General features: G+C 74.5%; 16 protein-coding genes. 8 read left to right on the top strand and 8 right to left on the bottom strand.

Translation table 11 applies throughout. The features are described from left to right. Positions 1-3 precede the first annotated feature (3 nt). The 6 genes from ABZX40_RS20565 to ABZX40_RS20540 form a co-directional block, all read right to left on the bottom strand. Positions 4-783 carry an SDR family NAD(P)-dependent oxidoreductase gene (locus ABZX40_RS20565; RefSeq protein ID WP_355733879.1) on the bottom strand — a complete coding sequence of 260 codons (780 nt, stop codon included), beginning with the start codon at positions 781-783 and terminating at the stop codon, positions 4-6. Further along, the gene (locus tag ABZX40_RS20560; RefSeq protein ID WP_355733876.1) at positions 780-1,463 is read right to left on the bottom strand and encodes a TetR family transcriptional regulator; all 684 of its coding nucleotides are present in this window, start codon (positions 1,461-1,463) and stop codon (positions 780-782) included. The genes ABZX40_RS20565 and ABZX40_RS20560 overlap by 4 nt, the downstream gene beginning before the upstream one ends. 93 nt (positions 1,464-1,556) lie before the next feature. After that, the gene (locus ABZX40_RS20555; protein WP_355733873.1) at positions 1,557-3,233 is read right to left on the bottom strand and encodes an ABC-F family ATP-binding cassette domain-containing protein; all 1,677 of its coding nucleotides are present in this window, start codon (positions 3,231-3,233) and stop codon (positions 1,557-1,559) included. A gap of 247 nt (positions 3,234-3,480) precedes the next feature. Next, positions 3,481-6,282: a SpoIIE family protein phosphatase gene (locus ABZX40_RS20550; RefSeq protein ID WP_355733871.1), complete on the bottom strand. Its 2,802-nt coding sequence runs from the start codon at positions 6,280-6,282 to the stop codon at positions 3,481-3,483. A gap of 169 nt (positions 6,283-6,451) precedes the next feature. Further along, entirely contained in the window at positions 6,452-8,938 is a 2,487-nt protein-coding gene (locus tag ABZX40_RS20545; protein ID WP_355733869.1) for a SpoIIE family protein phosphatase, read from the bottom strand. A gap of 501 nt (positions 8,939-9,439) precedes the next feature. After that, on the bottom strand, positions 9,440-10,306 hold the full coding sequence (locus ABZX40_RS20540) for a fructosamine kinase family protein (protein WP_355733867.1): 867 nt from the start codon (positions 10,304-10,306) through the stop codon (positions 9,440-9,442). A gap of 718 nt (positions 10,307-11,024) precedes the next feature. On the opposite strand from ABZX40_RS20540, the gene ABZX40_RS20535 reads away from it, so the two are divergent. The 3 genes from ABZX40_RS20535 (at position 11,025) to ABZX40_RS20525 (ending at position 16,697) form a co-directional block, all read left to right on the top strand. Next, entirely contained in the window at positions 11,025-13,475 is a 2,451-nt protein-coding gene (locus ABZX40_RS20535; protein ID WP_355733865.1) for a discoidin domain-containing protein, read from the top strand. A 228-nt stretch (positions 13,476-13,703) separates the two neighbouring features. Beyond that, complete coding sequence (locus ABZX40_RS20530) at positions 13,704-15,275, top strand: amidohydrolase (protein ID WP_355733862.1); 1,572 nt, start codon at positions 13,704-13,706, stop codon at positions 15,273-15,275. 198 nt (positions 15,276-15,473) lie between these two features. Beyond that, positions 15,474-16,697, top strand: coding sequence for a phytase (locus ABZX40_RS20525; protein ID WP_355733941.1), 1,224 nt, complete (start codon positions 15,474-15,476; stop codon positions 16,695-16,697). Between the two features lie 117 nt (positions 16,698-16,814). On the opposite strand, the gene ABZX40_RS20520 is transcribed toward ABZX40_RS20525, so the two are convergent. Together ABZX40_RS20520 and ABZX40_RS20515 are read right to left on the bottom strand one after the other, a co-directional pair. Next, the gene (locus ABZX40_RS20520) at positions 16,815-17,864 is read right to left on the bottom strand and encodes a medium chain dehydrogenase/reductase family protein (protein ID WP_355733859.1); all 1,050 of its coding nucleotides are present in this window, start codon (positions 17,862-17,864) and stop codon (positions 16,815-16,817) included. A gap of 112 nt (positions 17,865-17,976) precedes the next feature. After that, on the bottom strand, positions 17,977-18,543 hold the full coding sequence (locus tag ABZX40_RS20515) for a TetR/AcrR family transcriptional regulator (protein ID WP_355733856.1): 567 nt from the start codon (positions 18,541-18,543) through the stop codon (positions 17,977-17,979). Positions 18,544-18,661: 118 nt separating this feature from the next. Between ABZX40_RS20515 and ABZX40_RS20510 the strand changes: the two genes are divergently transcribed. The 5 genes from ABZX40_RS20510 (at position 18,662) to ABZX40_RS20490 (ending at position 23,375) form a co-directional block, all read left to right on the top strand. After that, positions 18,662-19,069, top strand: coding sequence for a VOC family protein (locus tag ABZX40_RS20510; RefSeq protein ID WP_355733854.1), 408 nt, complete (start codon positions 18,662-18,664; stop codon positions 19,067-19,069). A 231-nt stretch (positions 19,070-19,300) separates the two neighbouring features. Beyond that, positions 19,301-20,311, top strand: a complete 1,011-nt coding sequence (locus tag ABZX40_RS20505; RefSeq protein WP_355733851.1) for an alpha/beta hydrolase — start codon at positions 19,301-19,303, stop codon at positions 20,309-20,311. Positions 20,312-20,421: 110 nt separating this feature from the next. Beyond that, on the top strand, positions 20,422-21,870 hold the full coding sequence (locus ABZX40_RS20500) for a glyceraldehyde-3-phosphate dehydrogenase (protein WP_355733938.1): 1,449 nt from the start codon (positions 20,422-20,424) through the stop codon (positions 21,868-21,870). Between the two features lie 71 nt (positions 21,871-21,941). Further along, positions 21,942-22,364, top strand: a complete 423-nt coding sequence (locus ABZX40_RS20495; protein ID WP_355733848.1) for an MFS transporter — start codon at positions 21,942-21,944, stop codon at positions 22,362-22,364. 93 nt (positions 22,365-22,457) lie between these two features. Beyond that, a complete protein-coding gene (locus ABZX40_RS20490; RefSeq protein ID WP_356162608.1) occupies positions 22,458-23,375 on the top strand; it encodes an MFS transporter in 918 nt (305 codons plus the stop codon). Positions 23,376-23,382: the final 7 nt, after the last annotated feature.

The raw sequence follows: 23,382 nt of genomic DNA, 5'->3' as shown, positions 1-23,382 counted from the left end.
CGCTCAGACGGCCGTGTAGCCGCCGTCGACCAGGTGGTAGCTGCCGTGCACGAACGAGGCCCGGTCCGACAGCAGGAAGACGATCAGCTCGGCGACCTCCTCGGACCGCCCGAGCCGGGCCACCGGATGCAGCCCGACCAGCCCGTCGTACGCCGCCCGGTCCATGTTCTTGAGGAGGGGGGTGTCGATGAAGCCGGGGCCGACGGCGTTGATCCGGATGCCCTTCGGCGCGTACTCGGCGCCGGCCGCCCGGGTCAGCCCGACGACGCCGTGCTTGGCGGCGGTGTAGGCGGGGGACCCGGGGAAGGCGACCGAGCCCAGGATGGACGCCACATTGACGATCGCGCCGCCCCTGCCGCCCGCCTCGATCGCCGGGAGTTCATGGCGCAGGGAGTAGAAGACGCCGTCCAGGTTGGTGCGGACCACCCGGTCGTACTCCGCGATGTCGTAGGCGCCGGTCGGGGCGCTCGGGCCGCCGATGCCCGCGTTGTTCACGGCCAGGTCCAGGCCGCCGAAGGTGTCGGTGGTGAAGCGGACGGCCGCCTCCACCGACTCGGGGCGGGTCACGTCCAGATCGGTCGCGGCGGCCTCGACGCCCTGGTCCTTCAGGTCGGCGGCGGCCTTCCGGGCGCCCTCGGCGTTGTGGTCGGCGATCACCAGCCGGGCGCCGCCGGCGCCGAGGCGGCGGGCGGTGGCCAGGCCGATGCCGGAGGCGGCGCCGGTGACCAGGGCGGTCCGGCCGGCGAACTCGGTGGCGTAGTCGGAGACGGGCAGGGTGCTCATGGTGCCTCTCGGTGTGCGGTGCGGGCCGCGGCGGCGGCCTCGGCGGTCAGGGCGTCATAGGCCCGCTCCACCAGCGCGGCCAGATCAGCGGCGCCGGTGTCGTGGTCGTAGGGGCCGCGCACCCACAGGCGCAGCGCGGCCGTCAGGACCCCGGCGGCGGCGTCGGCGAGGACGGCGGGGCGCAGGTCGTCGGCGCGCTCGCCGCCGAGGCGCTCGGCGAGGATGCGGGCCGACTCCTCCTGGGCGTCCACCCGGATGCGCTCGTACGCGGTGAACAGCGCGGGCTCGGTGTCGACCAGGGCCAGCAGCCGCCGGGTCACCGGGCGGACGTGCCAGGCCGGGTCGGTGCCGTCGGCGAGCCAGTCGGCGACGGCCCGGCGGTAGGCCAGCAGCGGGGGCTCGGCGGCGGGGCGGGCGCGCAGCCGGTCGTTGATCCGCCGGCCGTCGGCCCGGACGAAGTCCAGCGCCGCGTCCTCCTTGCCGGTGAAGTACCGGCTGAAGGTGCGGCGGGTGACATCGGCCCGGTCGGCGACGGCCTCCACGGTGGTCGCCGCGAGGCCGCGCTCCAGTATCAGCTCCAGCGCGGCCGACGCCAGCGCGTCCCGGGTCCGCCGCGCCTTGCGGCGACGGCGGTCCGCCTCCGCGGGGGACGCGGGCGGGACGGGCTCCAGTGCCTTCATACGGCCGAGGCTACATGCCAAATGTCCCGAGGGGACATATGTCCCGGTGAGACTTCTGTCCCACCGGGACATACGATGCCCTCGCCCGGTCGTTCAGCCGGTCCGGTGGCCGTCGCCGGTCGGGTCACCCGCGATGTCCAGCCGGGGCCAGTGCGCGAGGTCCGTCAGCAACTGGCGGTCGTGCGTCGCCACCACCACCGCCGCGCTCGTGACCCGCAGCGCCCGCGTCAACTCGTCGACCAGCGACGCCGACAGATGGTTCGTCGGCTCGTCCAGCAGCAGCAGGCCGGGGCGCCCGGCCAGGGTCAGCGCCAGGTCCAGGCGTCGCCGCTGGCCCTGGGACAGCCGGGACACCGGGGTGCGCAGCGCCTCCGCGTCCAGCAGACCGAGCGCGCCCGCCCCGAGGGCCTCCGGGTCCCGCAGCGCCCCGGCCGCGACCAGACGCCCCACCCGCCGGGCGTACACCTCGTACGCGGTGCTGTCCGGGTGCCGCCCGGCGGCGTCGGCGGTCTCCTGCGTCAGCCGTGCCACCCGGGCGCCCCGCGCGAGCCGCACATACCCCCCGGTCGGGGGCAGCGCGCCGGACAGGACGGCCAGCAGCGTCGACTTCCCGGCCCCGTTCGGGCCGGTGACCAGCAGCCGGTCGCCCGCGTCGAGGGTGAGGTCGACGGGACTGTCGAGCCGTCCCCCGACCAGGACGCCGTGGGCCCGCACCTGCGGCGCGCCCGCCCGGACACCGGGGTCGGGCCAGCGCGGCACGGGCGGCGGGGGCGGCACATCGACGGGGTGGGCCGCCAGAGCCTCCTGCTGCCGCCGCAGCGCCTGGACGACGCCGGGGGCCCTGGACTGGCGCTGGTGCTTCCCGGTGCCCTTCTCCGGCCGCCAGCCGGTGGAGAGCCGGTCCCGGGCCTGCGCCACGGCGTCCGTCAGCCGCCGGTGCTCGGCCCGCTGCTCCTCGTGGTCCTGCTCCCAGCGCTCCCGTTCCCGCCGCCTCGCCAGGCGCCAGGCGTCATAGCCGCCCGGGTACAGACGGGGTCTGCCGTCCCGGCTCGGGTCCAGGTCGAGGAACCGGTCCGCCACCGCGCGCAGCAGCGCCCGGTCATGGCTGACCAGGACCAGCCCACCGGGGTGGGCGCGCAGCCGGTGGGTGAGGAAGTCCAGCCCGCCCGCGTCGAGATGGTTGGTCGGTTCGTCCAGCAGCAGGAAGTCGTGCCGGGCGCCGAGCAGACAGGCCAGCCGGACCCGGTAGCGCTGTCCCACCGACAGGGTGGCCAGCGGGCGGGCGCGGTCCGTGCAGGCGCCCAGCGCCTCCAGGGCCACATCGACCCGGCGTTCCGCGTCCCACGCGTCCAGCAGGGTGGCCGCCTCCAGCGCGGCGGCGTAGCGGTCGTCGGCGGCCGGGTCGCCGTCGGCCAGGGCGCCGGTCGCCTCGTCCAGCGCGGCGAGGGCGGCGCGGGGGGCGGTGAGCGCGGCGGAGGTCAGCGTGCCGACCGTCTCCGCGTCGCGCACGGTGAGTTCCTGCCGAGCCAGGCCGATCGTGCCGGACCGGCGCACGGTCCCGGCGTCGGGCGCGATCAGCCCCGCGAGGACATGCAGCAGGGTCGTCTTGCCCCGGCCGTTCTCGCCGACGACGGCGATCCGCGCCCGCGCGGACACGGTCACCGACACATCGTCCAGCACACGCCGGGCGCCGCGCAGGGCGGTGACGCCCTCGGCCCGCAGGTGGGCGCCGGTGGAAGGGAGGGCAGGGGAAGAAGGGGTGTGGCTCAAGGGTGCTCCGCAGCTCGCAGGGGAGCCGGGCAGCGGAAGAGGCCGCCCGGCGGGAACCGGGACGGCGAGCGCGTACACCGCAGAAGCGAGAGAGGGGCGCCGCCGTCAGCGGGCGGAACGCACCTTCTGGGACCAGATACCTCGTGCCATGCGGGCGAGGCTAACAGGGGGAGAACGCCGATTCGAACGATTTACGGCCCGGCGGCCGGGTGGCCGGGCCCGGGTTCCGTCGCGGCACCGGGCGGCCTCACAGCAGTGGCTGTTCCGCCCAGATCACCTTGCCCGTCGGGAGGTAGCGCGTCCCCCAGCGGTCGGCGAGCTGGGCCACCAGGAACAGGCCCCGGCCGCCCTCGTCGGTCATGGCCGCGTACCGCAGATGGGGGGCGGTGCTGCTGGCGTCGAAGACCTCGCAGATCAGGCTGCGGTCGCGCAGCACCCGGACGCGGATGGGGGAGCCGCCGTAGCGGATGGCGTTGGTGACCAGTTCGCTGAGGATCAGTTCGGTGGTGAACGCGGACTCGTCCAGGCCCCACGCGCTCAGCTGCCGCATGACCGCCGCGCGGACCTCGCCGACCGCCGCCGGGTCGGCCCGCACCACCCACTCGGCGACCCGGTCGGCGCCCAGCGCGCGGGTGCGGGCCACGATGAGGGCGATGTCGTCGCTCGGGCGCTCCGGCAGCCGGGCGTCGACCACCGTGCGGCAGGTGTCCTCCGGGGTGGGCCCGGCCCGCTCCAGCGTGGTGCGCAGGATCTCCAGGCCCTCGTCGATGTCCCGGCTGCGGTCCTCGACCAGGCCGTCGGTGTACAGCACCAGCCGGGCGCCCTCGGGGAGTTCGACGTCCGCCGTCTCGAACGGCAGCCCGCCCAGGCCCAGGGGCGGCCCCGCCGGCAGCTCCACGAACTCGACCGTGCCGTCCGGGCGGATCAGCGCGGGCGGGGGATGCCCCGCGCGGGCCATCGTGCAGATCCGCGACACCGGGTCGTACACCGCGTACAGACAGGTCGCCCCGGTGACCGCCGCCGAGCCGTCGGCCCGCTCGTCCTGGTCGATACGGCTGACGGATTCGTCCAGGAGGTGGAGGAGTTCGTCCGGGGCGAGGTCCAGCGCCGAGAAGTTGTGGACGGCCGTCCGCAGCCGGCCCATGGTGGCCGCCGCGTGCAGCCCGTGCCCGACGACGTCCCCGACGACCAGCGCGACCCGGGCGCCGGACAGCGGCAGCACATCGAACCAGTCGCCGCCGACCCCGGACTGCGCGGGCAGATAGCGGTAGGCGATGTCCAGGGCGTTCTGCTCGGGCAGGGTGCGCGGCAGCAGACTGCGCTGGAGGGTGACCGCCATGGTGTGCTCACGGGTGTAGCGGCGGGCGTTGTCGATGGACACCGCCGCCCGCGCCACCAGCTCCTCCGCCAGCGCCCGGTCCTCCGCGTCGAACGGCTCGGGCGCCGAGGACCGCCAGAAGTTGACCAGCCCCAAGATCAGCGCACCCGCCCGCAGCGGCGCGGTGATCAGCGAGTGGATGCCGTACTCCAGGATCCGCGCGGTCAGTTCCAGGTCCTGGGCCCGCCAGCCGGGCGCGTCCTCCAGCCGGGGTTCCACCACCGCAAGCCCCGTGGCCAGCGCGTACGCCTGCGGGGACGACGGCACGAAGCGGATGGTGCTGCCCACCGGGTACAGCGGCACGTCCTCGCGCACCCCGTTGAACGCGGTCCGGCGCAGCTCGGTGCCCGAGTCGGGCGCGTCCCCGCCGATCACCGCGTCGAACAGGTCGACGGAGACGAAGTCCGCGAACCGGGGCACGGCGACCTCGGTCAGCTCCTCGGCGGTACGGCTGACGTCCAGGCCGGTGCCGATGGCGACCCCGGCGTCGTAGAGCATGTCCAGGCGCTCGCGGGCGATGTCGGCGCGGCCGGACAGGGCGCGCAGCTCGGTGGAGTCGCGCAGGGTGGCGACGCTGCCGGCGGGGCCGCCGCGCAGATCGGTGGGGCGCTGGTTGATGGCGAGCAGCCGGTCGCCGACATGATGCACCTCGTCCGTCGCGACCCGGCCCGAGGCCAGCAGCTCGGCGGTGCCGGGGTCCAGGCCCAGGGCGCTGACATGGCGGCCCTCGGCGTCGGCGGGCAGATCCAGGAGCCGCTGCGCCTCGTCGTTGGCGAGCAGCAGCTCGCCCTCGCCGTCCACGATGGTGACGCCCTCGCGCACCGCGTGCAGCACGGCGTCGTGGTGTTCGTACATCCGGGTCATCTCGCGCGGGCCCAGGCCGTGCGTCTGGCGCAGCAGCCGTCTGCTGACCAGCGCGGTCCCGCCGGTCGCCAGGGCCACCGCGACCGCCGCGGCGAACAGCACCAGCGGCAATTGCTCATTGGCGGCGCCGCCGACGTTCTCGGTGGTGATCCCGGCCGAGACCAGGCCGACGACCCGGCCGTCCGGCCCCTCGATCGGCACCACGGCCTGCACCAGCGGCCCGATCGTCCCGTTGATCTCCTCGGTCACCGGGTGCCCGGCCAGCGCCGGGGCCAGGCTGCCGACGAACTTCTTCCCGATCCGGTCCGGCTTGGGATGGGTGTAGCGGATGCCGTCGGTGTTCATGACGACGATGAAGTCGACCCTGGCCGCCTTGCGGGCCGCCTCCGCGCGCGGCTGGAGGATCGCCGTCGGGTCGGGGGCGCGCAGCGCCGCGCGGGTGCCGGGCGCGTTGGCGAAGGTCTGGGCCACGGCCAGGGAGCGGTCGGTGGCCTCGCGGGCGCTGTCCAGCCTGCCCTGGAGCAGCAGCGCCACCACCGCCGCCGCCACCAGCACCAGCACGATCAGGACCTGGAAGAGAAAGACCTGACCGGCGACGCTGCGTCCGCTCAGCGCCGAGCGCAGCGACGCCAGCGGACCGGGCGGCGCGCTCCGGCCGGGGGCGGGCCGCCGCGGCGGCGGGGAGGGGGTACGGCTCACGGGCGGATCACCGGCTTCCCGGGCCCGGCCGCGCGAACGCTGCGGGTGCACTCCGCCGGGGCGACGGGGCGGCCGGGTCTTCGCGGTACGCCCCAAAAGCCGGACCATGTGCCCTGTTTACACTCCCTCGCCTCCTGAGGCGAGGGGTGTCACGGAAGGTCACCACGCGGGCACCGGTTCCGGTGGTCCCAGGGGTCCCAGGGGCCTCGGTGGTCCCACGGGTGCGGGCGGCTGGAGGGGCGTGGACGGTCTCATAGGCGGTCCGTACGGTCCGTGCTCATGGGCGGGGCCGGTCCTCCCGGCGGCGAGCCGCCAGGAGGAGGGCGATGTCGTCGGGGCGGTCGGCGGTGTGCCGGGTCGCCGCGGTGAGCCGGTCGGCGACCGCCGCCAGCCAGCGGGTCCCGGGGCGGCTCGCCGGGGTGCCGCCACGGGCGAGGGCGATCCGCAGCGCCCCGATGCCGTCGTCGATGTCCAGGCCGGGCCGTTCCACCAGCCCGTCGGTGTAGAGCGCGAGAATCGCGCCGGGCTCCATCGTCACCTCCTCGACCGGATAGCGCGCGTCGCTGAGCACCCCGAGGACCACCCCGGCCGGGGTGTCCAGCCGGTGGGTACGGCCGTCCGGGTGGCGCAGCAGGGGCGGCGGATGACCCGCGCGCGCGATCCGGGCCCGCCCGGTCGCCGGATCCAGCCGTACGTAGCAGCAGCTCGCGAACTGGCCCGGGTCCAGGTCGATGAGGAGCCGGTTGGTGCCCTGGAGCACCTCGTCGGGCGGCCGGTCGTCCAGCGCGAACGCCCGCACCGCGCTGCGCAGCTGCCCCATCGTGGCCGCCGCCTGCACCCCGTGCCCCTGGACGTCGCCGATCACCAGCGCGACCCCGTCACCCGCCTCCACCGCGTCGTACCAGTCGCCGCCCACGTCCATGCCCTGGGTGCCCGGCAGATAGCGGCCCGCCGTCTCCACCCCGGGGTGGGCGGACAGCCGGCGGGGGAGCAGCGCCTGCTGGAGGCCCCGGGCGAGGGCGGCCTCCGTCTCGTAGCGCTGGGCCTTCTCCATGGCGTGGGCGATCAGTCCGGCGAGCGCGGTGAGCACCGTGCGCTCCTCGGTGCTGAAGCGGCGCTCGCGGTCGAAGCCGAGGATGCAGGAGCCGACCCGGCGGCCGGAGGCGATCAGCGGGAGGAAGGCGCGGGCGCCGTCCATGGTGTCCAGGGGGATGCCGGGGTAGGCGGCGGCGAGTTCCCGCATCGAGTCGAAGAACATCGGCTTGCCGGTGGTGAGGGTCTCCACGCCCGGCAGCCGGACGTCCAGGCCCACCCCGTCGAACTGGTCGAGGAACCCCTGGGGGAAGCCCGCCTCCCAGGCCAGGTACAGATGCCGGTCCTGGAGGAGGTAGATCGCCAGCCGGCGCCCGCCGAACGCGGGCAGCAGCTCCTGCATCACCACCGCCGACACCTGCCGGGCCGTCGCCGCCTCGGACAGCGCGATGGCCAGCACGATCGGCCGGTACACGGGCACGGCCGGGACGGGGGAGCGGGCCGGGTCGGCGGCCGGTTCGCCCGGTGGCCCGGCCGGGCTCCCGGCCACCCGGTTGGACGGTACGACGGTGCAGGTCAGCAGCTCCCGGTCGGGGTGGACGGCGAAGGCCAGCCAGTCGCCCTCGGCGCCCTCACCGCCCGGTGCGGGGGGCCGTTCGGCGTGGAAGTGCACCGGGTCGGGCGAGAGCAGGGCGGTGCGCAGATGGTCCTCGCAGACCGGCTGGGCGAGCCACGGGACCGCCTCCCACAGACAGCGGCCGGTGAGCCCGCCGGGGGCGACTCCGAGCAGTTCCTCGGCGCGCGGGTTGGCATAGCCGACCGACCCGAGGCGGTCGACGCAGAAGACGCCCTGCGGCAGCCGGTCGGCGGCCTGCCCCGCCACCGAGCCGCCGTCGACCACCAGCCCGTGCACCAGCCGTGAGCCGTCCGGGGGCCAGAGGTCGACCAGGCGTAAGGAGCCGCCCGCCAGGCGTACCGGCAGCGGTTCGGCGGGCGGCTTGCCGTGCGCCGCGTCCCGCAGCACGGCCGCCAGCCGCCGCGCGTCCGGTCCGGCGAGGACGGCGAGCAGCGCCTCCTCCGTCTCCGGCGGCGGCCCGGCCGCCGGCCCCAGCAGCGCGCGCACGGCGTCGTCCACCGTGACCGCGCCGGTGACGGGGTCCCAGGTGAACCGGCCGATCCGCGCGGCACCGGGCGGCGCGGTCGGCGGCCGGGTGCTCAGCGGCCGGGCGTCCCAGACGGGAGGCGTCCCGGCGCGGGCCAGGGCGCGCAGCCGTCCGCCCAGCTCCTCGGCCAGCCGGGACAGCCGGTCCCGCTCGGCCAGCAGCCCCGTCGCGTCCGTCACGGGGGGCAGCAGGGCGGTGAACGCGCCGCAGACCTCGCCCGCCCCCGGCACCGGCACGCTGAGCACCCCGAAGGGGAACGGCAGGGCCGCCGCGAACTGCGGATAGCGCCGCATCGTCTCCGTCGCGTTCGGCAGCACGATCTGGACGCCGAGCCGGAACGTGTCCGCGATCGGCACCGGGCGGTTGGCGTGCACCTGCCACCAGGGGCGGAACAGGGGACCGGGGACGCCGGTCAGCGCCGCCAACCGCAGTATCTGGGGATCGGCGGAGCGCAGATACAGGCCCACGACACGCGCGCCCACCACGCCCGCCGCCTCCGCCGCGGTCTCCATCAGCAGCGCGGCCAGCCGGTCAGGCGTCCCGTGCGGGTCCTCGGCGCTCGCAGTCATCCGGCCCTACCTCGTCCCTGCGCCGCGCAGGCGACACAGCAAGAATGCGCCACCCGCCGCCGGCTCCGCACCCTGACGCGCATCCACGCCCCCTGCCCCCTCGGCGCACAGCGCCGCTTCCCCGCCCGCCGCGCGGACGGTCAGGCAGGCATCCTGTAGCACCGACGCCGGGGGCGGAAGCCCTCGGACGGGGGGAGTGAGATCAATCCGGGGAGCGTGGGGCTGGGGCGGGGGGTGGGGGTGCGTTGGGTGGGGTGGGGTGGGGTGGGTGGATGTGGGGGGTGTTGGGTGGGGGTGTGCCGGGTGGGGTGTGGGTGTTGCTGCGGGGGCGGGAGGGTGGCGTTGCCGGGGGACGCGCCCGGGGTGCTGACGGGAACGCCGCTCACCTGGGGCGACCCGCCCGGGGGTGCGGCAGCCCTGCACGCGACACGCCGGGGATGTCGGTTAGGGCCCGGTCCTGGGGCCCCCTCAGCCCCGGGTCCCTCTCGGCCTCGGGTCCCCTCAGCCGCCCAGCGCCGCCCGCGCCGCCGCCATCGTCCGTCCCGCGTACGCCCGTCCGAACAGCACCACATGGACCAGCAGCGGGAAGAGCTGGTGCAGGGGGACGCGGGCGGGCCAGCCGTCGGCCAGTGGGGCCCGCTCCTGGTAGCCGTCCAGTACGGCGTCCAGATGGGGGCAGCCGAAGAGGTCCAGCATCGCGAGATCCGTCTCGCGGTGACCGCCGTGCGCCGCCGGGTCGATCACCCACGCATGGCCGTCGGCGCCCCAGAGCACATTGCCGTTCCACAGATCGCCGTGCAGCCGCGCGGGCGGCTCCGCGGGTCCCGCCAGCTCCGGCAGCCGCGCGCAGACCCGCTCCACCACCCGTCCCTCGGCCGCGCTGAGCGTCCCCCGGTCCACCGCGCTGCGCAGATACGGCAGCACCCGCTCGGCGGCGTACCAATCCGGCCACGCCCCGGCCGGGCTGTTCCGCATCGGCGCCAGCCCGATGTAGGCCGCGCCCGGCCCGCCCGGCGGTGCCGCCCCGAACGCGGGCGCCCCGGCGTCGTGCAGCGCGGCCAGCTCCCGCCCGAACCGCAGGGCCGCCGCGACGCCGGGCGGGCCGGAGTCGACCCGCTCGGTCACCAGCCACTCCCCGTCCAGCCCCAGCACCGCCGGCACCCGTACGGTCCCGGCGTCCGCCAGCCATCGCAGCCCCGCCGCCTCGGCGCGGACCGCGTCCGGGCCCGAACCCCGCTTGGCCATCACCGACCGGCCGTCGTCGAGACCGGCCTCGGCGACCGCCCCGGACACCCCGCGCACCCGCTCGACCCGGCGTCCGGTCAGCCGCCGTACCGCTTCCGCGGCATCCTCGTCCGTGCTGCTCAAGGTCCCGAGGCCCTCCTCGCTCGGCGCCGTCCGCCTCAGCCTAGGCAGCCCCGGGTGCCCTGTTCCATGAACAGCTCTCCCACGCCTTCCGCGTCGGGGTGAACCGGGGTGAATCGGGGTGAGAGGTGCCGGGGTGGTGCGCGGGGAGGCGCCCGGCGCACACGAATCGCTGCGAATCCGTACCAAGGGCTTGCCGGATGGTTGCGTCATCACTTAAATCACGTCCTGAAGTAAGCCGCGTGGGTGAGGCGTTCGGACGATGCCGGGACGCCGTGGCCCGCTGTCCGGCGTGCCGTGAACCCTGCCGCACGCCCCGCACGCGCAGAGCGCTCGGCTCCGCCGGGGTGGCTCTGGTTGTTGCGTCCGTGTCCGGCCGACTGCGGCGCAGCACGGGAGCTGTGCCCGTTCAGCCCGCGCACGGCCACCAGCACCACGGCAGCACCCCCGTACCGCCCGCGTTTGGCCACCCCGCACCACAGCCAGCCGCTCAGCCCGCGGACGGCCACGAGTACCACCGCACCGCAGCTCCGCCTGTTCCGCCCGCGCGAGCCACCCGCACCACCGCACGGCACCACAGCCCCGCCCGAGCACATCGCGTGCCCGGCGGGGCCGACCCCGCACACCCGAGTGTCACCTCACGCCCCATCAGAGGAGCCGCATGAGACGCCGTACGAGAGACCAGGCGAGAAACCGGACCGGAAGCCGGACGGGAAGCCGGATGGGAGACCGGACCGCAAGCCGGGCGGGAAGCGCGGCCGGAGACCGGACCGGAGGCCGGACCGCAAGCCGGGCGGAAGGCGCGACCGGAAGCCCGACCGGAGACCGGACCGGAAGTCGGACGGAAGGCGCGACCGGAAGCCCGACCGGAACCCCGACCGGAGACCGGACGGGAACTCGGACGGGAGGCGCGACCGGAACCCCGACCGGAAGCGCGGCCGGAGACAGGACCGGAGGCCGGACGGGAAGCCGGACCGGAAGCCGCACCGGAAGTCGGACGGGACGTCGGACCCGGCTCGGGTGTCTGGGGGCCGTCCTCGTCGCCACCGCCGCGCTGCTCACCCTGCCCTCCTCCACCGCCACCGCCACCGCGGCGGTCCCCGCCGACGCCGCCGTCGCCTGTGACAGCGCCGACGCCGCCCGGGGGCGGCCCGCCACCGCCTCCTCCGTCGAGCACGCGGGCACCCCCGCGTCCGCCGCGTTCGACGGGGACGCCGGGACCCGCTGGTCCAGCCAGTTCAGCGACCCGCAGTGGGTCCAGGTCGACCTGGGGTCGGTCAAGGAACTGTGCCGGATCGACCTGACCTGGGAGACCGCCCACGCCCGGGACTTCACCCTCCAGACCTCCACCGACGGACAGGGCTGGACGACCCTGCGGACCGTCACCGGCGGGACCGGCGGGCAGGTGTCGTACGACGTGGCCGGATCGGGCCGCTATCTCCGGGTGCACGGCACCGCCCGCGCCACCGGCTGGGGTTACTCCCTGTGGGACGTGGCCGTGCACACCACCACCGGCGGCACCGGGCCCATCCAGGGCGGCGGCGACCTCGGGCCGAACGTGATCGTCATGGATCCCTCCACCCCGGGGATCCAGCAGAAGTTCGACGAGGTCTTCGCCCGGCAGGAGTCCGACCAGTTCGGCTCCGGCCGCTACCAGTTCCTGCTGAAGCCGGGCACCTACCACGGCATCAACGCCCAGCTCGGCTTCTACACCTCGGTCTCCGGTCTCGGACTCAACCCCGACGACACCCAGATCAACGGTGACATCACCGTCGACGCGGGCTGGTTCAACGGCAACGCCACCCAGAACTTCTGGCGCTCCGCCGAGAACCTCGCCCTCACCCCGGTCAACGGCACCGACCGCTGGGCCGTCGCCCAGGCCGCGCCCTTCCGCCGGATGCACGTCAAGGGCGGCCTCAACCTCGCCCCCAACGGCTACGGCTGGGCCTCCGGCGGCTATATCGCCGACTCGAAGATCGACGGCACGGTGGGCCCGTACTCCCAGCAGCAGTGGTACACCCGCGACAGCTCCGTGGGCGGCTGGACCAACGGCGTCTGGAACCACACCTTCACCGGCGTCGAGGGCGCCCCGGCCACCAACTTCGACACCGGCCCGTACACCACCATGGACACCACCCCGATCTCCCGCGAGAAGCCGTTCCTGTACCTGGACGGCGGTGAGTACAAGGTGCGGGTGCCCGCCAAACGCACCAACGCGCGCGGGGTGTCCTGGCCGGCCAACGCGGGCGGCACCTCGCTGCCGCTGGACCAGTTCTACGTGGTCAAGCCCGGCGCCACCGCCGCCACCATCAACGCCGCCCTCGCCCAGGGCCTCCATCTGCTCTTCACCCCGGGCGTCTACCACCTCGACCGGACCATCCAGGTCAACCGGGCCGACACCGTCGTCCTCGGCCTCGGTCTCGCCACCCTCGTCCCGGACAACGGCATCGACGCCCTGCATGTGGCCGACGTGGACGGCGTGCGGCTCGCCGGGTTCCTCATCGACGCCGGGCCGGTCAGGTCCGACACCCTGCTGAGGGTCGGCGAACCGGGCTCCTCCGCCGACCACGCCGCCAACCCCACCACCATCCAGGATGTCTTCATCCGCATCGGCGGCGCCGGACCCGGCCTCGCCACCGACTCCATGGTGATCAACAGCGACGACGTCCTCATCGACCACACCTGGATCTGGCGCGCGGACCACGGCGCCGGCGTCGGCTGGGAGACCAACCGCGCCGACTACGGCCTGCGGGTCAACGGCGACGACGTCCTCGCCACCGGCCTGTTCGTCGAACACTTCAACAAATACGACGTCTACTGGAGCGGCGAACGCGGCCGGACCGTCTTCTTCCAGAACGAGAAGGCGTACGACGCCCCGAACGCCGCCGCCATCACCCATGACGGCATCGTCGGGTACGCGGCCTACAAGGTCGCCGACAGTGTCACCACCCATGAGGCGTGGGCGCTGGGCAGCTACTCCAACTACACCTCGGATCCGAGCATCGTCCAGCACCACGGCTTCCAGGTCCCGGTCAGACCTGGGGTCCGGATGAACCATCTGATGGTGATCTCCCTGGGCGGCATGGGTCAGTACGCCCATGTCATCAATGACACCGGGGCGCCGACCTCGGGCACCAACACGATCCCGTCGAAGGTGACGCGCTTCCCCTGACCCGCGCCCACCCTGCCGCCGTGCCGCCCCGCCGCCGTGCCCCGGATCCGTCTCCATGACAGGTCCGGGGTACGGCCCTGCTCCGCCGTGGGTGGGCCCACCAGGCATGCTGGGACCGCCGGCCAGCATCAGCCGCAGCTGTTCCACCACACCGCCACACCGTCGTACCGCCACACCGACATACCGCCACACCGCCGTTCCGCCGCACCGCGCAAGGGAGTCCACCGCATGCCCACCGCCGACCTGATCCTCGCCGGCGCCCGAGTCCGTACCCTCGACCCCGCCCGGCCCGCCGCCACCGCCGTCGCCGTCACCGGCGGTCTGATCAGCGCGGTCGGCGACGAGGCGGACGTACGCGACCTGCGCGGACCCGGCACCGAGATGATCAGGCTGGACGGCGCCCACCTCGTCCCCGGACTGACCGACGCGCACAGCCACCCGGTGTGGGGCCTGGAGATGGCGACCGGCACCGATCTGTCCGGGGTCACCGACCTCGCCGCCCTGCGCTCCGCGCTCGCCGGGGCGGTCCGGACCGGCGGCTGGGTCCTCGGGTACGGCCTGGACCACAACGCCTTCGAGGGGCGGCCCGTCCACCGCGACCTGATCGAGGACGTCCTCGGCGACACCCCGGCCTTCCTCCGCCTCTACGACGCCCACTCGGCCCTCGCCACCGGCGCCGCCCTCGCCGCCGCGGGCGTCACCGGGCCCCGTGACTTCGCCCAGCGCTCCGAGATCGTCTGCGACAGCGCCGGACGCCCCACCGGCCAATTGGTGGAGCACGCGGCGATGGACCTGGTCACCGCCGTGCTGCCGCGCCCGTCCTACGCCGAGCGCCGCACCCGCCTGCTCGATCTGCTCACCGGGATGGCCGCGACCGGCCTGACCGGCGCCCATGTCATGGACGGCGGCGATCTCGATCTGGTCACCGCCGTGGCCGAGGAGACGGTTCTGCCGCTGCGGCTGCGGTTCGCCCCCTGGTGCATGCCCGGCACCGACCAGGACGGCCTGGAGGAACTGATCGCCCTCCAGGGCCGCGGCGGGCGCCACTGGACCGTCGACGGCGTCAAGCTCTTCATGGACGGCACCGTCGAGGGCGGCACCGCCTGGCTGGAGCACGCCGACTGCCACGGCGAGGGCACCGACGCCTTCTGGCCCGACCCCGAGGCGTACTCGGCGGCCGTACGGCGGCTGCACGAGGCCGGGGTGCGCACCGCCACCCACGCCATCGGCGACGCGGCGGTGCGCAACGTCCTGGACGTGGTGGCCGGGCTCGGGCCCAGCGGGCGCGGCGCCCACCGGATCGAGCACATCGAGACCGCGCCGGACGAGCTGCTGCCGCGCTTCGCCGCGCTGGACGTGGCCGCCTCCATGCAGCCGCCGCACGCCGCGTACACCCGCGCCGACGGCACAGACGAATGGTCCCGGCGGCTCGGCGGGTCCCGCGCCGGGCGCGCCTGGCGGCTGCGGGACCTGCGGGACGCGGGCGCCACGGTCGCCCTCGGCTCGGACTGGCCCATCGCCCCCTACGACCCCCGTACCGTCCTCGCCGCCGCCCTCGCCCCCCGGGGCGCCGCCGCCCGCAGTGCCGGGCTGACCGGCCTGGAGGCGCTGGAGGGCCTCACCACCCACGCGGCCCGCGCGGCGGGCGAGTCGGCGGTCGCCGGCCGGATCGCCGTCGGCCACCGCGCCGACCTCACCGCGCTCGGACTCGACCCGGTCCACGCCCCCGCCGACGAGATCACCGAGGCGGAGATCCGGCTGACGGTGACCGGGGGACGGGTGACGCACCGGGCGGGGTGAACCGGGGCGTGCGAGAGGCCCGTTGGAGGAGGCTTCGCCGGGCGTTCACCGTCCGTTCGGAACCCGGTTCGCGTGCGTCGGCCGCCCACCGAGAGGGTCGTCGCCGTCCGTCCACCATCCCAGAAGGGACCGACTGTGACGATGCGTCAGACGCTGCGAGGCACCTGGCCGGCACTCGGCGCGGTGCTGGCCGTGGCCATGGCCTGGGCGACGCCCGCCGGGGCCGCCGGACCACCCACCGTCCTGCCCCGCGCCGAGACGGCCGCCCTGTACGACGACGAGGCAGGCGGCAACGCCAACGCGGACGACCCCGCGATCTGGCGCAACGTCGCCGACCCGGACCGCAGCCTGGTCGTCGCCACCGCCAAGGAGGGCGGCCTGCGCGTCTATGACCTCGCCGCCCGCGAGGTCCAGTCCATAGCCGCCCCGCCCGCGCCCGGCGCGGACGACGCTCCCGGCCGCTTCAACAACGTCGATCTCGTCCTCGGCACCCGGCTGACCGGCGCCCGCGCCGATCTCGCCGTGGTGAGCGACCGGGGCCGCGACCGGCTGCGGATCTACCGCGTCGACGGCGACCGCCCCGGCGCCCCGCTCAGGGATGTCACCGACCCGGCCGCCGAGCCCGTCTTCAACACCACCCAGGACGAGATCGACGACCAGCACACCGTCTACGGCCTCGCCACCTGGACCGACCCCCGTACCGGCCGCTCCTACGCGCTGGTCAGCCAGCGCAGCGGCACCCGGCTCGCGCTCCTGGAGCTGACCCCGGCCGAGGGCGGGAAGGTCGGTTACCGCACCGTCCGCACCCTGACCCTCCCCGCCGCCTTCCCCCTCCCCGACGGCACCACCTGGACGCCCTGCGGCGAGCCCGACGAACTCCCGCAGGTCGAGGGCATGGTCGTCGACCCCACGAACGGCACGCTGTACGCCGGTCAGGAGGACGTCGGCATCTGGCGGCTGCGCGCCGACCTGACGGGCCGTCCCGTCCTCATGGACAAGGTCCGGGAGTTCGGCGTGCCCGGCACCTACGACGAGGAGACCGAGGAGTGCGTCCCCGGCGCGGACCCCGGCTTCGGCGGTGACCATCTGGCCGCCGATGTCGAGGGCCTGACCCTCCTGGACCGCCCCGGCCGACTGCTCGCCTCCGGCCAGGGCGACAACACCTTCATCGCCTACGACCGCGAGCCGAGCACGGGCAACGCCTACCGGGCCGCCTTCCGGATCACCGCGGCCTCGGCCACCCTGGACGGCTCGGAGGTCTGCGACGGCGCCGCGATCCTCGACGCCCCCCTCGGCAAGCGCTATCCGAAGGGCCTGCTCGTCGTCCAGGACGGTCAGGAGACCCCGACGGACGGCGACCGCGAGTCCACGGGCTTCAAGTACGTCGATCTGCGGGATGTGAAGGGGGTGGTGAACGGCTGACGCCGGGGCCTTGAGGGGCGGGCGGGGTGGTGCGCTGCCGATGCCGGGCACCGAGGTGGCGGTCGGCCCCCCCCGCACCGGGGTGGCGGTCGCCCCCCCCGCCTCACGCCCCCCACCTCACTCCTCCCCCCTGATCACCACCTTCCCCACCACCGCCCCCGACTCCGCGTACCGCAGGGCCTCGGCCGCCTCGCTCAGGGGGAACGCGCGGTCCACCTTCGCCGCGATCCCGCCGGAGCGCAGCAGCGCGAACACCTGCTCAAGGTCCGCCCGCAGTTCGGCCCGGTAGCGTTCGGGGCGGCGGGCCTTCCCGGCCCACAGATTGAAGAAGTGCGCCCCGCGCCCGTTCGGCAGCGCGTTCCACAGCGCCAGCTTCGCCACCAGCCCGAGCACGGTCAGCGTGCCGTTGCCCGCCCGGTCGCGGGTGGAGGCACTGCCGTAGGAGACGAGCGTGCCGCCCGGGGCCAGCATCCGCCAGGAGTCCTTGATGCCCTTGCCGCCCACATGGTCGAAGACCGCGGCCACTCCGCCCGGGGCCAGCGCGCGCACCCCGGCGGGGACATCGCCCCGGTAGTCGAGGGGCTCGGCGCCCATCGCGGCCACCGCCTCCTGGTTGCGGGCGGACGCGGTGCCGATCACCCGGACGCCGTGCGCGCGGGCCAGCTGCACCAGCACACTGCCCACCCCGCCGTTCGCCCCGTGCACCACCACCGTGTCGCCGGAACGGACCTGGGCCGTGCGGAACAGCATCCGCCAGGCCGTCGCCCCGTTGGTCACCAGCGACTCGGCGTCGACAGCGCTGACCCCGTCCGGCACCGGCACCAGATCGCGGCTGTCCAGCAGCATCCGGTCCGCCCAGCCGCCGGTCTTGGTCAGCGCGGCGACCCGCGCGCCCACCGCGATCCCGGGCTGCCCCGGCACCGGCGGGCCCAGTTCCTCGACCACGCCGACGACGTCGTAGCCCGGGACGAAGGGGAAGGCCGGCATGTCGTAGTACTTCCCTCGGCGCATCTGCTGCTCGGCGAAGGAGACCCCGCTCGCCTCCATCCGCACCAGCGCCTGCCCCGGGCCGGGCTGCGGCAGCTCCCGGACCCGCGTGACGAGCGACTCGGGCTCCCCGACGGCCGGCAGCACGATCTCGGTGGCCTGGGTGGTGGTGTTGTTCATGATGTCCTCCTGCATGGCTCGGAGAGGGAAAGTGGTCGATCACTCACTCTCTTGTCCTGAGAGAGGGCGACGGTCGACAGGGTCGACCGATCGCCCGGGGTGGCGGAAGGTGTCAGTAGTGGGTGATGCCCGCCGCCAGGGTGCGGATCCATGGGCCGTCCATCTCGTCGGCGCCGATCGCCACGATGAGATGGCAGAGCATGCCCGTCGCGAAGAACCGCTGGACCTGCTCGGCGCTGCCGCCGGACGCGCCCCGCACATACTCCACCGCCCGCGCGTACCCGGCCCGGACCGCCTCGCGCACCGCGGGCTCGGAGACCGCCGCCGCCTGGGCGTGCAACTGGACCATCAGCAGGTCCTTGTCGCTGATCAGCCGGGCGTAGGAGTCGCCCATCGAGTCGAGCACCGCCTCCGGCGCACCGCTCGTCGCCCGCGCCGCGCCCTCCTCGAAGGCCGCCCGCACCCGTACGAAGCAGTGCTCGACGACCGCCGTGAACAGCGCCTCCTTGTTCGGGAAGAGCCGGTAGACATACGCCTGCGAGATACCGGCCGCCTTCGCCACCTCCGAGGTCGTGGTGCCGAAGTAGCCCCGCGCCGCGAACGCCCCGATGGCGGTCCGCAGCACGGTCTCCCGGCGTTCCTCGGCGGTGGAGAGTCGACGCTGTTCCGTGGTGGCCATGTGAGTACTCAATCACTCACACTTGCCCCTGTCAACGGCAGGCCGTGCCCGGGACACGGTCCGGAGCGCTGCGTACGGTGGGAGCAGCACCGGCCCGACCCTCGCCAGGAGGCATGCGATGACGGGTGAACCGAGCTTCTTCGAGATCGGCGTGGACGACCCCGAGCGGGGGCGGGCCTTCTACGGGCCGCTCTTCGGCTGGGACCTCCGGCCCGGCCCGAGCGGACACGGGTATGCGATCGGCACCCCGGGGCTCCCCGGCGGGATGCACGGCGGGGACGCGGGTGCCTCGCCGTATCTCTTCTTCCGGGTGGACGACCTGGACGCGGCCGTCGCCCGGGTGCTCGCCCTCGGCGGCACCATCGAGGAACTCGGCGACGAAAGCGGGGAGGTCGGGGAGGGCGCGGAGGGCGGGGAGGAGGGCGGGGGAGACTCCGGCTCCGCCGCCCGGTTCGGGTGCTTCAAGCTCTGCCGTGACGACCAGGGCTCGGCCTTCGGCCTCCACGAGCCGCCCGCGCCCCGCTGAGCCCCCCGACTCCCGGGCCAGGCTCGCCTCCCACGCCGCCCCAAACCCGGCCCACGCCGCCGACTCCTGCGCTTCCCCGCCCCACCCCACCCCACCGACTCCCGCCGCGCGGCCCCCCCGCTGCCGACTTGCCGGAACGGCAACCCCCTTCGCGTGGCCGCCGCCCTCCCCCGCAGGATCGACCCCGTCGGCACCCACCGCACCGCCCGAGCCCGGCCCCGGAGGAGCACCATGCCCGCAGCCCCCGTCCCCACTCCCGCCCCCACCCACCGTCTCCTCCCCACCCCCGCCGGACGGACCCACCTGGTGGAGCAGGGCGGCGGCCCCCTCGTGCTGCTCGTCCACGGGTTCCCCGAGGGCTGGTACTCCTGGCGGCATCAGCTCCCCGCCCTCGCCGGGGCCGGATACCGCGCCGCCGCCCTCGACGTACGCGGCTACGGTCGTTCCTCGCGCCCCGCCGACCCCGCCGCGTACCGGATGCTGGACCTGGTGGCGGACGCCGTCGCCGTGGTCGAGGGGCTCGGAGAGCGCTCCGCGGTGATCGTCGGCCACGACTGGGGCGCGAACATCGCCGCGACCGCCGCCCTGCTGCGCCCGGACCTCTTCCGCGCGGTCGGCCTGTTGAGCGTCCCGTACAGCCCGCCCGGTGGCCCCCGGCCCGGTGAGATCTTCGCGGCGATGGGCGGGGAGAGGGAGGGGGAGGGCGGCGAGGAGTTCTATGTCTCCTATTTCCAGGCCCCCGGCCGTGCCGAGCGTGAGATCGAACCCGATGTGCGGGGCTGGCTCGCCGGGTTCTACGCGGCCCTGTCCGCCGGGACCATGCCCGCCCCGGACGCCCCCTCCCCGTACTTCGTCGCCCCGGGCGGCACCCTGCGCGACCGCTTCCCGTCGTCCGGGCCCCGCCCCGCCTGGCTCGGGGACGCGGAGCTGGATGTCTTCGCCGCCGAGTTCGAGCGCACCGGGCTGACCGGCGCCCTCAACCGCTACCGGAACATGGACCGGGACTGGGCCGACCTCACCGCCCACGCCGGTGCGCCGATCACCCAGCCGTCCCTGTTCATCGGGGGCGCCCTCGACGCCTCCCTGACCTGGCTCGCCCCCGCGATCGAGGCGTACCCGCACACCCTGCCCGCACTGGCCGGGTCGCACATCCTGGACGGCGCCGGGCACTTCGTCCAGCAGGAGCGGCCTGACGAGGTCAACGGGCTGCTGGTGCGCTGGCTGGCGGAGCTGAAGCACTGAGGTCGCGGGCCGGGCTGCGGGCCGGGCGGCGGCCCCTCGCGGCACCCGGAACCGGCCCGGTTACCATATGAGCGCCTCCTAGCTCGAAAGATACGCCTGTGACTGCGCCTGTGACCGTCAATGACGAGTCGTTCACCAACTGGAAGACCCGCGAGGAGATCGCGGAGTCGATGATCCCGATCATCGGGAAGCTGCAACGCGAGCGGGACGTGACCGTCCTGCTGCACAGCCGCTCCTTGGTGAACAAATCGGTGGTGAGCATCCTCAAGACCCACCGATTCGCCCGCCAGATAGCCGGTGAGGAACTGTCGGTCACCGACACCATGCCGTTCCTCCAGGCGCTCACCACGCTCGACCTCGGCCCCTCCCAGATCGACCTCGGCATGCTCGCCGCGACCTACCGCGCCGACAGCCGGGGTCTGAGCGTCGCGGAGTTCACCGCCGAGGAGGTCGCCGGGGCCACCGGCGACGACAAGATCGCCTGCCGCGAGCCCCGCGATGTCGTCCTCTACGGCTTCGGACGGATCGGCCGACTCGTCGCCCGGCTCCTCATCGAGAAGACCGGCTCCGGCAACGGGCTGCGGCTGCGCGCCATCGTCGTCCGCGACAGCGGCGGCCAGGACCTGGTCAAGCGCGCCTCACTGCTGCGCCGCGACTCCATCCACGGCCCGTTCCACGGCACCATCACCGTCGACGAGGCCACCAGCACCATCGTCGCCAACGGCAATGAGATCAAGGTCATCTACGCCGACAGCCCGGCCGAGATCGACTACACGGCGTACGGCATCAAGAACGCCATCCTGATCGACAACACCGGCAAGTGGCGCGACCGCGAGGGCCTCTCGAACCATCTGCGCCCCGGCATCGAGAAGGTCGTCCTCACCGCCCCCGGCAAGGGCGATGTCCCGAACATCGTGCACGGCGTCAACCACGACACGATCAAGCCGGACGAGCGGATCCTGTCCTGCGCCTCCTGCACCACCAACGCGATCGTGCCCCCGCTGAAGGCGATGGACGACGAGTACGGCGTGCTGCGCGGGCATGTGGAGACCGTCCACTCGTTCACCAACGACCAGAACCTGCTGGACAACTACCACAAGTCCGACCGCCGGGGCCGCTCCGCGCCGCTCAACATGGTCATCACCGAGACCGGCGCCGCCTCCGCCGTCAGCAAGGCGCTGCCCGACCTCAAGGCCCGGATCACCGGCAGCTCGATCCGCGTCCCCGTCCCGGACGTCTCCATCGCCATCCTCAATCTCCAGCTCGCCCGGGAGACCACCCGCGAGGACGTCCTCGACCATCTCCGCGAGATCTCGCTCACCTCGCCGCTCAAGCGCCAGATCGACTTCATCACCGCCCCCGACGCCGTCTCCAGCGACTTCATCGGCTCCCGCCACGCCTCCGTGGTCGACGCGGGCGCCACCAAGGTCGAGGGCGACAACGCGATCCTCTACCTCTGGTACGACAACGAGTTCGGCTACTCCTGCCAGGTCATCCGGGTCGTCCAGCATGTCTCGGGCGTCGAGTACCCGACGTTTCCGGCGGCCGTCACCGCCTAGTTCCGGGCCCGCCGTACGAGGTGGCCGATAGCCGACCCGCCCGGTCCGGCCGCCTCGTACAGTCCCGGTCCGTGACCTCTGCGACCCCGGCGGACCGTACGGCCCTGTGGCGCGACGGGCAGTTTCTGCTGCTCGCCGCCGCCCGCTCCATCTCCGTCCTCGGCAACGGCTTCGCCCGGGTGGCCCTCGGCTTCGCCGTGCTCGCCCTCCCGGACGCCACCCCCGGCAGACTCTCGCTGGTCCTCGCCTGCCAGGCGCTGCCCCAGCTGCTGTTCATCCTGCTCGGCGGGGTCGTCGCCGACCGGATGTCCCGGGCCCGGCTGATGGTGGTCGCCGATGTGATCGGCGCGGCGGCCTACGCCGGACTCGCGGCGCTCACCCTGACGGGACACGCCCCGCTGCTCGCCCTGTGCGCGCTGGCGGTGGTCGCCGGGACCGCGACCGCGCTGTTCTCCCCGGCGATGGACGGACTCGTCCCCCGAGGGCGTGTCTGACGGATCTCCGCGGCGTCGCGACGCCCGGCACCCTCCCCCAGAGGGGGGACCCCCAGTCGCCGCACGGTGCGAAGGGCCAGGTGGCTCCGCCACATGACCCTCCACACCGCACACCGAGAGCACGCACCGAACGCCGCTCCTTCCCCACGGATATCCGTCAGACACGCCCTGGTGGTGCAGGGGGAGCGGCTCCAGGAGGCCAACGGGCTGCTGCGGGTCGCCACCAACAGCTCGCTCCTGCTCGGCCTCGCCCTGTCAGGGGTCACGGTCGCCCTGATCGGCGCGGGCTGGGCGCTCGCCCTGAACGCGGCCTCGTTCGTCGTCAGCGCCCTGCTCACCGCCCGGCTGCGGATCGCCGGGCGCCCGCCGAAACAGACCTCGGGCTGGGCCGATCTGAAGGAGGGCCGGCGGGAGTTCGCCTCCCGGCAGTGGCTGTGGGTGGTCGTCGCCCAGTACGCGATCGTCGTCGCCGCCCTCAACGCCAACGTCGGTGTCCTCGGGCCCCTCATCGCCGAGGAGGAACTCGGGGGCGCCCGCGCCTGGTCCGTCGTGGTGGCCGGACAGGCGCTCGGCACCATCGCGGGGGCGGGGCTGGCCGCGCGGGTGCGGGTGCGGCGGCCGGTGCTGGTGGCGGTTCTCGCCACCTTCCCGGCCGCCGCACCCCTCTTTCTGCTCGCCGGGCCCGCCCCGGTCTGGACGATCGTCGTCGCGATGTTCTGCGCGGGGGTCGCCGGTGATGTCTTCGGTGTGCTGTGGGCGACCACCATCCAGCGCGAGATCCCGGAGGAGGCCCTCTCCCGGGTCAGCTCCTACGAATGGTTCGGCTCCCTCGCCTTCGCCCCGCTCGGCCTGCTCGCGGCGGGCCCCGCCGCCGACGTCCTCGGCACCGGAACGGCCCTCGTCTGCTGTGCCGTCCTGGTGGTCGCCGCGACGGGCGCCGCCCTGCTCTCCCCGGCGGTCCGCACCCTGCGCGCCCCGGCCCCGGCCCCGGAACCGGTCCCCAAGGGCTGACCCGGCC

Origin of the sequence: Streptomyces sp. NPDC004610, from assembly GCF_040609715.1 — a bacterium.
Taxonomy (GTDB): Bacteria; Actinomycetota; Actinomycetes; order Streptomycetales; family Streptomycetaceae; genus Streptomyces.
Note: the sequence above shows the minus strand (reverse complement) of the source record. Positions and strands in the feature narration are given on the sequence as shown.

Excerpts from the sequence above, each read along its gene's own strand:
- ABZX40_RS20510 (WP_355733854.1), top strand. The coding sequence starts at position 18,662 with ATGACGGGTGAACCGAGCTTCTTCGAGATCGGCGTGGACGACCCCGAG.
- ABZX40_RS20505 (WP_355733851.1), top strand. The coding sequence starts at position 19,301 with ATGCCCGCAGCCCCCGTCCCCACTCCCGCCCCCACCCACCGTCTCCTC.
- ABZX40_RS20545 (WP_355733869.1), bottom strand. The coding sequence starts at position 8,938 with ATGACTGCGAGCGCCGAGGACCCGCACGGGACGCCTGACCGGCTGGCC.
- ABZX40_RS20565 (WP_355733879.1), bottom strand. The coding sequence starts at position 783 with ATGAGCACCCTGCCCGTCTCCGACTACGCCACCGAGTTCGCCGGCCGG.
- ABZX40_RS20560 (WP_355733876.1), bottom strand. The coding sequence starts at position 1,463 with ATGAAGGCACTGGAGCCCGTCCCGCCCGCGTCCCCCGCGGAGGCGGAC.
- ABZX40_RS20520 (WP_355733859.1), bottom strand. The coding sequence starts at position 17,864 with ATGAACAACACCACCACCCAGGCCACCGAGATCGTGCTGCCGGCCGTC.
- ABZX40_RS20535 (WP_355733865.1), top strand. The coding sequence starts at position 11,025 with ATGGGAGACCGGACCGCAAGCCGGGCGGGAAGCGCGGCCGGAGACCGG.
- ABZX40_RS20525 (WP_355733941.1), top strand. The coding sequence starts at position 15,474 with ATGGCCTGGGCGACGCCCGCCGGGGCCGCCGGACCACCCACCGTCCTG.
- ABZX40_RS20530 (WP_355733862.1), top strand. The coding sequence starts at position 13,704 with ATGCCCACCGCCGACCTGATCCTCGCCGGCGCCCGAGTCCGTACCCTC.
- ABZX40_RS20515 (WP_355733856.1), bottom strand. The coding sequence starts at position 18,543 with ATGGCCACCACGGAACAGCGTCGACTCTCCACCGCCGAGGAACGCCGG.
- ABZX40_RS20550 (WP_355733871.1), bottom strand. The coding sequence starts at position 6,282 with ATGGTCCGGCTTTTGGGGCGTACCGCGAAGACCCGGCCGCCCCGTCGC.
- ABZX40_RS20490 (WP_356162608.1), top strand. The coding sequence starts at position 22,458 with ATGACCCTCCACACCGCACACCGAGAGCACGCACCGAACGCCGCTCCT.